Consider the following 13,083-nt stretch of genomic DNA (forward strand, 5'->3'; position numbering starts at 1 on the left):
GCGCAGGCGTAATCGTCAGCCGAGCAGCTGCCGGTTGGCGCGGATGAGCGCGAGCCGCTGATCGACGGACTTCCGCGTCGTGAATCCATCTTCCGGCGTGTTGAGACACCAGTCGACGAGCTTCGCCACGGAGGTGCGCGCGGCGTAGCAGCGCGTGTCGGAGCCACCGTAGTAAATGATCACGGTGTCATCCGGCATCCGGATCCAGCCGTTGGTGAAGGTGACATTCGACACGTCGCCGACGCGTTCGGTGAACCGCGGTGAGATGAGATGGCCGCCGGGACGCGCGATCAGCTTCGAGGGATCCTCGAGCGACGTCATGAACATGTAGATCGTGTAGCGGAGGCCGGCGGCGCAACCGCGGACGCCGTGCGCGAGATGCAGCCAGCCCTTGTCCGTTTTGGCCGGTGCCGGGCCCTGGCCGTTCTTCACCTCCTTGATCGTGTGGTAGGCGCGCTCCTCGATGATCTTCTCCGGTCCGGTCACGCCCGTCGTGATGTCATCGCACAGCGTCCAGCCAATGCCACCGCCCGAGCCGACGTCGATGAATCCGTCCATCGGCCGCGTGTAGAACGCGTATTTTCCGCCGACGAACTCGGGATGAAGCACGACGTTGCGCTGCTGCGAGGCGGGCGTCTTCAGGTTCGGCAGTCGTTCCCATTTCTTGAAATCCTTCGTACGCACCATGCCGGCCTGCGCGACGGCCGAGGAGAGGTCGCCATGCGGTGCGTTCGGGTCTTTCGATTCCGAGCAGAACACGCCGTAGATCCAGCCGTCCTCGTGGAACGTCACGCGCATGTCGTAGAGATTCGTCTCGCCGGGCATTTCGGGGATGTCGCAGGGCTCGTCCCAGAACCGAAAGTTGTCGACGCCGTTGGGCGACTCGGCGATGGCGAAGAAGCTCTTGCGGTCGGCGCCTTCGATGCGCGCGACGAGGTGGGCCTTGCCGTTCCAGAAAAACGCGCCCGGGTTGTAGGCGCCGCCGACGCCCAGTCGCTCCATGAAGAACGGATTCGTGGCCGGGTTGAAATCGTAGCGCCACTCGAGCGGCACGTGATGGGCGGTGAGGACGGGATATTTGAACCGCTCGTAGACGCCGTTTTCCCAGTCGGTCTCGACCGGGTTCTTGCGCTTGAGAAATTTCTCATGGGCGGCGCGGACCGCCTTCACGCGTGCGGTGAAGAGCTTGTTGGACGCGGGTGCGGCGGGCTTGGCGGCCGGTTTGCGTGCGGCTGACGTGGTGGACGCGTGCGCGGCGGATTTGGAGAATTTCGGGGCGGACTTGGATTTCATGGTGCGGAGAGTCTTGAGAATGAGTTCAGAGTCTAGAGCCGAGAGCGGAGAGTCTAGCGCGGAGAATTGAGAATGCCGCGACAGGAATTAAGAACCAAAGCGAGCCGAGACGTGGGGCCGCGATGCCCTTGTCGCAGCGGATTGATGAGGATTGGAGACATCGACGCGACGAGGGCGTCGCGTCCCCAGAAACCCGACGGAGAAAGCCTGTCAGGGCGGTGGAAGTTAGCCCGGATATTTCACGAAGTTCGTGAAATATCCGCCCTCCGGGCCGACTCTGTCGGGGCTAGCCGCGACAAGGTCGCTCCGCCGCAGGCGGACGGAAATTTCGGACTGAGCTTCACTCCTGTTCATGAAATTTCCGGGTTCGGAATCCCAGAGCGGCCGAGGGCGGCCGCGCTCCCGAGGCTTGGCCTAAAGCTTACGCCTATCGCCTGGTGCTACCTGCGAGCCAGCGCGCGCAGCCGGGCAGGCGCTTCCAAACCCGTGCGGCCATTGTGATACGGGCATTTCCAGAAACTCACCTTGAGCTGATCCGCGAGCACCTTGCCGTCACGCGTCACGCCGCGCAGCCATTCGCCGCGTTGTTTGTCGATCAAACGCTGATCGATGAAATCCCAGCAACGCAGCGCCGCTTGCAAGTGGCGCTCGTCGTGCGACAGCGCGTAAGCGTTGAGGAACCCGACCACCGCTTCGGCTTGCGGCCACCACTCCTTGTTCGTGTCGGTTAGCCCGCGCGGGCCGCCCTCGTTGTAGATGCCGCCGTCGGCATCGACGCCTTCGGCAAGCGTCACGTCGGCGATCCGGACGGCGAGCGGGTGAATCCGCGCCGTGAGCGAACTGTTGCCCAACACCTCTGCGGCCTCGGTGAAGAGCCAAGCCGCCTCGATGTCGTGGCCATAGGAAATCTTGTCGGAACGCAGTGACCAATCATGGGCGAAGAACAGTCCGAGGTGGCAGGTTTCCGGATTCACGATCCGGTCGAGCATCGTCTCGAGCAGTCGGGTCTGAGCGCGCCGCAGGGAGGCATCGGGCCACACGCGGAGAAGGTTGGTGTAGGCCTCCATCACGTGCAGGTGCGTGTTCTGCGACTTGGGCTCGTTGAGGTCGACGTCGCTCAGCCGCATGTCGGCGATCGGCTGCCAGGAGCGCGAGAACGCCTCGAGATAGCCGCCGTAGTTCGAGTCGCGGGCGTATTTTTCCAGCAAGCGGAAGACAGCGATCGCGGTGTGCAGCGCGGCGGGCTCGCCGGTGGAGCGATAGTATTCCGCCAGTGCGTAGATGGCGAACGCCTGCCCGTAAACCTGTTTGCGATCGCGGAGCACGCGCCCGTCGGCGGCGATCGACCAGTAGAATCCGCCGCAGTCGCCGTCGGCGAAGTTCGTCAGCAGATCCGCATAAGCGCGGTCGGCCATCGCGCGATAGTCGGAGTCGCCGTAGCGGTGGTAAGCGGCGGAGAAGGTCCAGAGGATCCGGCAGGTGAGGAGTGCCCCGCGCTCGGCGTTGCAGTCCACGGTGAGCTCGTTCGTGAGCGCACCGAAGAACGTGCCGCGTTCGTGGTCGACGACGTGACGGATCCAGAACGCGAGGATGTTGGAGCGCAGGTCGGATTCGATCCGAGCGGCGTAGTCGGTTAAGTCGAACGAAGGCATTGGAGAGGCAGAAGGCTAGCCGAGGATCGCGACGATTTTTGAGTTGGGTTTGATCCGGCCGGCGGGGACGAGGTCGCCCTCGAGCGGCTTGCCATCGAGCGTGAGCGAGCGCACGCCGGAGGAGACGCCGTGCGGGTTCTGCACCTCGATCGTGATCAGCCGGCCGCGGAAGTTGCGGCGCATCTTGAATCCGGGCCAGTTTTTCGGGATGCACGGAGCAATGCGCAGTCCGTCGACTTCCGGCCGGATGCCGAGGATCCAGTGCGTGGCGCTGTAGTAGGCCCACGACGCCGTGCCGCTGAGCCACGGCACGCGCGAGGCGCCTTCGTTTACGTTGTAGCGCGAGTAGGTGGTCTGGCAGTGGACGTAGGGTTCGACCTGGCGGATCTCGGCGCGATCGTTGTAGGCCGACGGCATGAACGCGCGGTAGTAGGCGTAAGCCTGGTCGCCGTTGCCCTGCAGGCACTCGGCCATCACGGCCCAGCTCTGCGTGTGCGAGAAGATGCCGGCGTTTTCCTTGATGCCCGCGTTGAAGAGCGTGGCCTTCATGATTTCCGGGTTCGCTTTGATGAACGGCGGCGCACAGAGCATGAGCCCGTAAGGTGTCGCGAGTTTTTCCCGCATCGTCGCGAGCGCCTGCTTCGTCTGCGCCGGCGTGGCCGCGCCCGAGAGGATCGCCCACGCCTGCGTGTTCATGTAGACCTGCCCTTCGGGGAAGTTCTTCGTCCCGTAGATCGTGCCGTCCTGGCCAATCGCCCAGATGAACCACTCGCCGTCCCAGCAGGTTTTTTGGATTTTCTCGTCGAGTTTCGCGAGCTCCGCGCGCGCCCAGTCGGCTTCGCCGGGCTGGACAAGTTTTTCGGCAATGCCCGCGTAGACGTCCAAGCCGTAACGAACCTGGAAGGCGACGAACACGCTCTCGCCGTGGTAGCCGAGTCGGATGCAGTCGTTCCAGTCCGCGGCGAGCCCGCAGGGCAGACCGTTGCGGCCGGTACGTTCGAGGTTGAATTCCAGCGCGCGGCGCAGATGGCCCAGCACCGTGGCTTCGCCACGGTCGGCGTAAGGCAGGACCTTCGAGTAGAAATCGATGTCACCGGTCTCGGCCACGTAGGCCGGGATGGTATTGAAGAACCACAGGCAGTCGTCGGAGCGGTATTCGTGATCTGGTGGCGGCGGTTCCTTGCCCGGCTGATGCGAAAACGGCTTGATGACGGGAATCGCGCCACCGTTAGCGAGCTGGCCCGTGAGCATCAGCTCGAGCCGTGACTGTACGCCGTCCTTCAGGAGCGGCGTGGCGCCAAGGATGTCCTGCACCGTGTCACGGAATCCGAGCCCGTCGCGCTCCCCGTTGTAGACGAGCGAGGCGGAGCGCGACCATGAGTAGGTGATCAGCGCGTTGTAGGCGTTCCAGGTGTTGATCATCGCGTCGAAGTTCGCGTCGGGGGTTTCGACCTGCAGGTTCTTCAGCGGCGCGTGCCACGAGGCCTTCAGCTTCCGGAATTCCTCCTCGCAGCGTGCGGGGTTGCCGAACTCGGCGACGGTTTTCCAGCCATGCGACTTCACCGTGCCGAGCCCGAGCAACACGAAGACTTCCTTGGTCTCGCCCGGCGCAAGGGTGAGATCGGCCTGCTGGCCGCCGACGATGTTGTCACCTTCGCCGAGGAAGTTGGAGCAACGGCCCTTCACGACCGCGTCGGGCGCGGCATAGCCCCCGTAAGGTCCGCAGAAACGTTCGCGCGTCGTCTCGACGCCGGCGAGCGGCGTGCCGCTCAGGGCCATCCAGGTCCGGTTGCAGCTGGTGAGGTCCTGGCCATCGAAATCGAAGTTCGGATTGCAGGTGATGCCGAGAATCCCGTCCTCGAGCGTCGCGCGGGTGATGAACTGCGAATACTGCAGGTTCACGAGGTCCTGGAAGGTGGACCACAGGTTGGCGAATTCGCAGTAGGTGAAGAGCGACAGCTTTCGCTCGCGCTTCGACTTGTTGGTCACGCGCAGCCGCCAATATTCGAAGGTCTGGCCGAGTGGCACGAAGTAGGTCGCTTCCGTCGTGATGCTGGCGTAGCGGCTCTCGATGATGGTGTAGCCCATGCCGTGCCGGCAGGTGGATTTGTATTTATCGAGCGGCTTGCCGACCGGCTGCCACGACGTGGACCAAAAGTCGCCGTTCTCCTGATCGCGCAGATAGAACAAGCGGCCGGGTTGGTCGAGCGGCACGCTGTTGAATCGCATTCGGAGAAAACGGCCGGTGGCGCCGCTCTTGTAGAAGGAGTAACCGCCCGCGTGGTTGGTGATGATCGCACCGTATTCGGTTGAGCCGAGATAGTTGGACCACGGGCGCGGGGTGTCCGGGCGCGTGATCACATACTCGCGGGCTTTGTCGTCGAAATGGCCGTAGTGCATGAGAGGGGAAGTCTAGAGCGAAGAGCTGAGAGTCTAGAGCAGGAGAAAAGTTGAGGTAGGGATCGCTCTCCGAGCGATCCGCGGACGGCTCGGGGAGCCGTCCCTACCAGTCGGGCAGCGCGACGCCGCGATCGGCCAGGAAGGCGCGCACTTCGGCGAGGGTGGGCGAGGCCACGCAGCCGGGCGCCGTGGTGCACACGAGGGCCGCGACCGCGCTGGCGAACTGGAGTGAACGCTCGTCGCTCCAGCCGCGGAGCAGGCCGTAGATGAGGCCGCCGCGAAAGCTGTCGCCCGCGCCGGCGCTGTCGACGACGGTGACTTTGAACGCGGCGAGTTCGCGACGCGCGTTCGCGGGCTCGCCGCCGCGCGCATACCACAGTGGTTGCGAGCCGCTGGTGAAAACGACAAGACCGGATGAACGCTGCAGGTAGTCGGCAAACAGCTTCTCGCGCGCCGCAGGCGATTTGGCGGCGTCGGGGTATTCGCGGTGAATCAGCTCGTTCGAGACAATATTCACGTCGGCCAGCGCGTGCAGCGGCGCATCGGCGCGGGCGTCGCAGGTGACCACGGGCAGGTTGGCGGCCTTGGCGGTGCGCGCAACCGCCAGCGTGGTGTCGCCGAACGCCGGGTCGACGCACACGATTTTCGCGGCGCGAATGCGCGAGGTGGTGGGCGGATTCCACTGCGGCGTGGTGAAGAGCAGGTCGACGTAGCGGCCGAACACCGTGCGCGACCCGCCATCGGAGATCACGATTTCCGTGGCGCCGCGGTAGCCGGGTTTGACGACGAGTCCGGCGCAGTCGATGCCGCGCGACTGAAGAAACGCCAGCGTGCGACGGCACTCGGGGTTGTCGCCGATCCAATTGCCCTCGAGCGAGACCGTGGCGCCGAGTCGCGCCAGCACCATGGAGGAGCCCGCGGCTTCACCGCAGTGGTTTTCGAGGGTCTCGGCGATCTCGGCGTAACCGTCGGGTGCCGGATAGCGTGCCTTCAGGCGCACGATCGTCCCGGTGCTCACGTGGCCGAAGCAGTAGACGTCAGGCATGGGGGCGGGGGAGGATAGGACCTATGGGATCGAATGGGACGAATAGGAGAGCAGCTCAGCCGAGCTCGGCGACGATCGTGACGCCGTTCTTCAGCAGCTTGGCGGGGAGCAGGTTTCCTGCGATCGGCGTGCCATTCAGCGTGAGCGATTTCACACCACGCGAAACTCCGCGCGGATTCTTTACCTCGATGTGGAGCGTTTTTCCGCGGAATACGCGCTTCACGGAAAAGCCGGGCCACGACTTCGGGATGCACGGATCGATGCGCAGGCCTTCGATCTCCGGCCGAATGCCGAGGATGTGCTGCGTGGCGGTGAAGTGCGACCACGACGCCGTACCCGACAGCCACGGCACGCGCGAGCGGCCATACTTTTTCGACGCCGGGGCGTGCGTGCTCTGGCAGTGAACGTAGGGCTCGATCTCGCGGATTTCCGCCTGGTCGTTCTGCGCGGCCGGCATGAAGGCGCGGTAGTAGCGGTACGCTTCGTCACCGTTGCCGCGCGCGATTTCGGCGAGCACGACCCAGCTTTGGGTGTGCGAGAAGATTCCGCCGTTCTCCTTGTTGCCCGGGTTGAAGAGCACCGCGCGCATCACTTTCACCGGCGTCTTGGCGAAGGGCGGGTTGCAGAGCGCGACGCCGTACTCGGACGAGAGGTGCTTCTTCACCGCCGCGAGCGCCTTGTCCGTCTGCTCGGGCGTGGCGGCGCCGGAGAGGATCGCCCAGCACTGCGTGTTCAGGTAAACCTTGCCCTCCTTCGCCTTCTTCGTGCCGAACACCGTGCCGTCTTCCGCGATGGCCCAGATGAACCAGCCGCCGTCCCAGCAGACCTTGGCGATCTTCTTGTCGAGCTTGGCGAGTTCGGCGAGCGCCCATTTCTGGTCCTTGGGCTTGCCGAGCTTCGCCGCGAGGTCGGCCAACACCTGCAGTCCGTAGCGAACCTGGAAGGTGACGAAAACCGATTCGCCCTTGTAGCCGAGTTTCAGGCAATCGTTCCAGTCGGCGAGCAACCCGCAGGGCAGCCCGTTGCGACCCGTGCGCGTGAGGTTGAACTCGAGCGCGCGCCGCAGGTGGCCGAAGACCGTGTCCTTGCCCTTGTCGGCGTAGGGCACGACTTCGTTGTAGAACTCCACGTCGCCGGTTTCCGCGACGTAGGCCGGCACGGAGTTGAAAAACCACAGGCAATCGTCGCTGCGGTAGTGGTGCGGCGGTGTGGGCTTCATCTTGCCGGGCGCGTGCGACCACGGCCGGATCTCCGGCTGCGCGCCGCCGGTGGAGTCCTGGCCCGAAAGCATCAGCACCATCCGTTCGCGCACGGCGTCGGGCATCATGCCGGTGACGCCGAGAAAATCCTGCACGGTGTCGCGGAAGCCGAAGCCGTCGCGCTGATCGCCGGTGTAGACGAGCGAACACGAGCGCGACCACTCGAACGTCATCAGCGCGTTGTAGGCGCCCCAGACGTTCGTCATGTGATCGAAGTCCGCGTCGGGGGTCTTCACCTGCATCGTGTCGAGCAGCGCGTGCCAATGCTGCTTCAGCTTCGCCAATTCGCGCTCGCAGGCGGCGACGTGGCCGAATTTCGCGCGGACGGATTTCGCCTTCGGTCCCTGGCCGATGCCTAGCAGAACGAGGACATCGGCGGATTCGCCGGGTGCGAGCTCGAGATCGCTTTGGATCGCGCCGCAGCCGTTGTCGGAAAAGTGCTCGTGATTGCCGCAGGCCCCGCGCTCGACCGCTTCGGGACGATCGTAGCTGCGATAGACGCCGAGGAACTTTTCGCGCTCGCAATCAAAGCCGGCGATCGTGCCGCCGAGCTGCGTCATCCACCACCAGCGCGACTGGTCGTGATTGGCGAAATTCTGCGGATCCTCCGGCAGCCGCTTGCAGGACGACGCGAGAATGATCCCGTCGCGCCACACCGCGTCGGAGATATATTGGGCATATTGCAGGTTCAGCGTGTCCTGGATCAGGTTCCACTCGGTGGTGAATTCGCAGTAGGAGAACACGCTGAGTTTCCGCGTCGCGCTGCCGGGGTTGGTGACGCGGAGCCGCCAGTATTCGAAATCCTGATCGAGCGGGACGAAGTACGTCGCCTCCGACGTGATGCCGCGCCACGCACTCTCGATCACCGCGTAGCCGGGACCAAAGCGGGTGGTGGACTTGAATTCGTCGAGCGGCTTGCCGACCGGCTGCCACGCGGCGGACCAGAAGTCGCCGCTGTCGCGGTCACGCAGGTAGAATTGCCGGCCGGGCAGATCCATCGGGACGGCGTTGTAGCGGTGGCGCAGGAAGCGGCCCTCCGCGGGCGAGCGCGTGAAGCTGTAGCCGCCGGCGTGGTTGGTGATGATCGCGCCGTAGCGGCGTGAACCGAGATAGTTGGACCACGCGCGCGGTGTGTCCGGACGCGTGATCACATATTCGCGGGCAGCGTCGTCAAAGGTGCCGTAGTTCATGGGGTGAGGGGTGATTCAGGCGTCACGCGCCGCACAGGCAATCCCGCGCTGCTGAGTTTGTTTGCACGCGCGCTGAGTTTATTGTGGTGGCTTGGGCGGCGCACCCATGAAATCACGGGCGAGACGCCCGTGCCACGACTCTCAGCGGACGCGACCACCCACGTGCTCCGGACCGGAAACCCGTCTTAATGCTGTTGCAACCAGTCTCCTTTCCGCGTGCGGCCAAACCGGGTAAGATGGAAAGTCCGTCGAGTCGGAGTGCGTGCGGTTGACTGCTTAGGGCGGACCGCTGCACCTTCGGCGCTCATCAAGACCTTTTACCCCGTAACCTACTGACTGTTTTCCATGAAGCTATCGATCGTCGGTCCCGAGATTCCCAATATTCCCTGGCAGCCCCGTCCTGCCGGAAACCAAGACCTGCTGTGGCGCTACGACGCCAATCCGGTGATTGGCCGGCGGCCGCTGCCGCGTGTGACCGGGATCTACAACAGCGCGGTGGTGCCCTGGCAGGGCGGTTTCATCGGCGTGTTCCGCACCGAGGGCATGGATCGCGTGCCGCACCTGCACGTGGGGCGCAGTCCCGACGGCTACAAGTTCACCTTCGAACCCAAGCCGATCGATTTCAAATGCGATGATCCGGAAGTACGGAAGCATGAATATGCCTATGACCCGCGCGTGACGGAGATCGAAGGCACGCACTACGTCACCTGGTGCAATGGCTATCACGGCCCGACGATCGGCATCGCGAAGACGAAAGATTTTGTCGCCTTCGAGCAGCTCGAGAACGCGTTTCTGCCGTATAATCGCAACGGCGTGCTGTTTCCCAAGCGGATCAACGGCAAGTTCCTGATGTTGAGCCGGCCTTCCGACACCGGGCACACGCCGTTCGGCGACATCTTCCTGAGTGAAAGCCCGGATCTCGTTTATTGGGGCAAACACCGCCACGTGATGGGTCGCGGCTGGCCGTGGTTCCAGGGGCAGAAGATCGGCGCGGGGCCGTCGCCGGTCGAGACCAGCGAGGGTTGGCTGCTGATTTATCACGCGGTGACGAGCACCTGCAACGGGTTCGTTTATTCGATCAGCGCGATGCTGCTCGACCTCGAGCAGCCGTGGAAGGTCGTCGCGTGTGCGAACCAGGCGCTGCTGTGTCCCGAGGCGGAATATGAGCTCAAGGGCTTCGTGCCGGGCGTGTGCTTCCCCGTCGGACTGCTGTGCGATGCGAAGACCGGCAAGCTCGCGATCTACTACGGCGCGGCGGACACGTTCTCGGCGCTGGCCTTCGGCAACGCGCAGGACATCGTTCAGTTCATCAAGGACAACCCGCTGAAACGGTAAGCGAGAGCCGCGGCACAACAGGTGGGGCGCGTTATCCCTCACGCGCCGTTACTTCTGCGCACAACCAAAGCAGATTCCCGAATCCGGCGGGTTAAGGATAACCTGCGCTACCTTCCATGCACGTCCTTCCTTTGGCCACGGCCCCGTGGCGTTTTCGGGATGCCACCCAAGGATCCGTCTGGCGCGATGCGATCGTGCCGGGCTGCGTGCATCGCGATTTGCGGCGGCACGGGCTGATCCCGGATCCGTTCTGGTCGAGCAACGAAGCCCAGCTGCAGTGGATCGAGGAGCGCGACTGGGAGTATCGTGCGAGCTTCACGGTGCATTCGGATTTGCTGCGCGAAGAAGTCGTCGAGCTCGTGGCCGACGGACTGGACACCGTGGCGACCGTGTGGCTGAACGGCGCGGAGATCGGCCGCACGGAAAACATGTTCCTTGGCCAGCGCTGGAACGTGCGCTCGCAGCTGCGGCGCGGGAAAAACGAACTGCGGGTGCGGTTCGAAAGCGCGATGCACTACATCCGGCGCAGTCGGCCCGAGCATCACCCGCGCGAGATCAACGACCCGGTGGGCCGGTGCGTGGTGATTCGCAAACAGCAGTGCCAGTTCGGCTGGGACTGGGGTCCGCGCTTTGTGACGGCCGGCATCTGGCGCGATATCCGGCTGGAAGCGTGGTCCGGCAATCGGCTGGAGAGCGTAAAGGTGACCCAGGAGCACGAAGAGGGAGCGCGGGGACGCCGCCCGTCTTCCGATCGTGCGGGCAAGATGCCCGCGCTCCCAGAAACGACGCGGCCGGGGGCGGCCGCGCTCCCAGGAAACCGCGTGCGGCTGACGCTCGAACCGGAATTCGCGCGGTCGGCAAAAGATGTGACGCTGCGGTGGAGACTGACGCTAGTGAACGCCGCGAATTCGCAGGCTGCGATGGGGCCGCGGCGACCTCGCCGCGGCACGAAGGCGGGAATCCGCGCCGAGGGCGTCGCGGCTCCAGCTTCGGCGCAGGCGGGCGAGGGCAGGGAGATCGTGATCGAGAATCCCCAGCTCTGGTGGCCGAACGGACACGGCGCGCAGCCGCTCTACCGACTTGAAGTCGAGGCGCTCGCGGCGGACGGCGCGAAACTCGGGCGCTGGGCCCGCCGGATCGGACTCCGCACAATTCGGCTCGACCGGCACAAGGACGAGTGGGGCGAGTCGTTCCAGTTCGTCGTCAATGGCCGGCCGGTGTTTGCGAAAGGCGCGAACTGGATTCCGGCGCACACGTTCGTCGCCGGCTTGGGCCGCGCGGACTACGCGCGCGATCTCACCGCCGCGGCGGCGGCGCACCTGAACATGATCCGGGTGTGGGGCGGCGGGATTTACGAGAGCGAGGAGTTTTATGATCTTTGCGACGAGCACGGGCTGCTCGTGTGGCAGGACTTCATGTTTGCCTGCACGATGTATCCCGCCGACGACGCGCTGGTCGACAGCGTGAGACACGAGGCGGGATTTCAGGTCCGGCGGCTGCGGCATCGCGCGTCGCTCGCGCTGTGGTGCGGTAACAACGAGATTCCCGGGCTCAACCTGAAGGAACTCGCGGATCCGGCGACGCGGCGCGGCTACGAGGAGATTTTTCATCGGACCTTGCCGGAAGTGGTGCAGACAGTCGGCGCCCGGACGGATTATTGGCCGAGCTCGCCCTGGCGGGGTGAGTTCGAGAACGCGCACGCCCACGGCGAGCAGTGCGGCGACACGCACTATTGGGACGTCTGGCACGCACGGCACCCGGTGAAGGATTACGAAAAGTATGTGTTCCGGTTCGTCTCCGAGTTTGGGATGCAGAGCTTCAGCTCGCCCGAAACGAACGCCATGTTCTGTCCGCCGCACGACGACAACGTCTTCGGTCCGGAGATGGAGAACCATCAGAAGAACCGGTTCGGCAACCAGATCATTCTAGACTACGTGTCGCGGCGCTATCGGTTTCCGCAGGGACAGGACGCGCTCATCTACCTGTCGCAGCTCAACCAGGCGTATTGCATGCAGGTGGGCGTCGAGCATTGGCGGCGCAACCAGCCGCGCTGCATGGGCGCGCTCTACTGGCAGCTCAATGATTGCTGGCCGGTGGCGTCGTGGAGTTCGATCGAGTTCACGGGCCGCTGGCGCGCGCTGCATCATGTGGCGCGACGGTTCTTCGCGCCGGCGGTTGTCAGCGCGAAGGTGCTGGGCGAGGAAACCACCATTATCGGCAACTACCGGCGGAGTTCGATTCATTCGCTCGAGCTCTGCACCGTGTATGATGCGCCGGAGCCGGCGCGCGGCGTTCTCGTCTGGGAAGTGCGACACCTCGACGGGCGCAGGCTGATGGCTGGCCGGAAACCGGTTGCGCTGCGTTATGGCGAGAGCGTGAAGCAGCACGTGCTGGAGCTGCGGAAGGTGCTGCAGCGGCATGCGCTGGAATCGATCTATGTGCGAATCGCACTCGACGTGGCCGATGGACGGCGGGATCGGGAGACCCCGCCCTACAACAAACAGCTTCAGCGCGTGAGCGAGGACACGGTGTTTCTGACCGAGCCGCGGTTTCTCGAACTGCCGCGCGGTCGGACGCGCGCCCGCGCGGCGCTCGAAACGCCGACACGGGCGCGCCTCAGTTTCATCTCCGACGTGTTTCAACACCGTTTCGCCTTTGACCTGCGCGGCGTGAGCCACCGCGCGAGCGACAACTATTTCGAACTCTACCCAGGCGACGAAAAGTCGGTGATCGTGGAGTTCGACAGACCGCAGACCGCGGCGGGACTGAAGCGGCGGCTGTCATTCCGGTCGTTGGTCGATAGCTATTAGAAAACGAGCAGGCCGATCCTGCCGTGGTTGCTGAAATGCGACCGACGCGGGCGTCCGACGATTTTTCGGTTGCCACGTAGATCGGTGGGGACGGTGCTC

Annotated in this window: 7 protein-coding genes; 2 read left to right on the forward strand and 5 right to left on the reverse strand. The window is 64.3% G+C overall.

The genetic code is table 11. From position 1 onward, the window contains the following. Window positions 1-15 precede the first annotated feature (15 nt). The 5 genes from OTER_RS11685 to OTER_RS11705 form a co-directional block, all read right to left on the reverse strand. On the reverse strand, window positions 16-1,293 hold the full coding sequence (locus tag OTER_RS11685) for a glycoside hydrolase family 130 protein (RefSeq protein ID WP_012375127.1): 1,278 nt from the start codon (window positions 1,291-1,293) through the stop codon (window positions 16-18). A 440-nt stretch (window positions 1,294-1,733) separates the two neighbouring features. Next, complete coding sequence (locus OTER_RS11690) at window positions 1,734-2,945, reverse strand: AGE family epimerase/isomerase (RefSeq protein WP_012375128.1); 1,212 nt, start codon at window positions 2,943-2,945, stop codon at window positions 1,734-1,736. Window positions 2,946-2,960: 15 nt separating this feature from the next. Beyond that, window positions 2,961-5,345: a glycoside hydrolase family 94 protein gene (locus OTER_RS11695; protein WP_012375129.1), complete on the reverse strand. Its 2,385-nt coding sequence runs from the start codon at window positions 5,343-5,345 to the stop codon at window positions 2,961-2,963. A 103-nt stretch (window positions 5,346-5,448) separates the two neighbouring features. After that, a complete protein-coding gene (locus tag OTER_RS11700) occupies window positions 5,449-6,390 on the reverse strand; it encodes a carbohydrate kinase family protein (protein WP_012375130.1) in 942 nt (313 codons plus the stop codon). A 55-nt stretch (window positions 6,391-6,445) separates the two neighbouring features. After that, window positions 6,446-8,839, reverse strand: a complete 2,394-nt coding sequence (locus OTER_RS11705) for a glycoside hydrolase family 94 protein (protein ID WP_012375131.1) — start codon at window positions 8,837-8,839, stop codon at window positions 6,446-6,448. Window positions 8,840-9,184: 345 nt separating this feature from the next. Between OTER_RS11705 and OTER_RS11710 the strand changes: the two genes are divergently transcribed. Next, window positions 9,185-10,174 carry a glycoside hydrolase family 130 protein gene (locus tag OTER_RS11710; RefSeq protein WP_012375132.1) on the forward strand — a complete coding sequence of 330 codons (990 nt, stop codon included), beginning with the start codon at window positions 9,185-9,187 and terminating at the stop codon, window positions 10,172-10,174. 116 nt (window positions 10,175-10,290) lie between these two features. Next, the gene (locus tag OTER_RS11715; protein WP_012375133.1) at window positions 10,291-12,984 is read left to right on the forward strand and encodes a glycoside hydrolase family 2 protein; all 2,694 of its coding nucleotides are present in this window, start codon (window positions 10,291-10,293) and stop codon (window positions 12,982-12,984) included. Window positions 12,985-13,083 lie beyond the last annotated feature (99 nt).

The organism is Opitutus terrae PB90-1, assembly GCF_000019965.1.
Taxonomy (GTDB): Bacteria; Verrucomicrobiota; Verrucomicrobiia; order Opitutales; family Opitutaceae; genus Opitutus; species Opitutus terrae.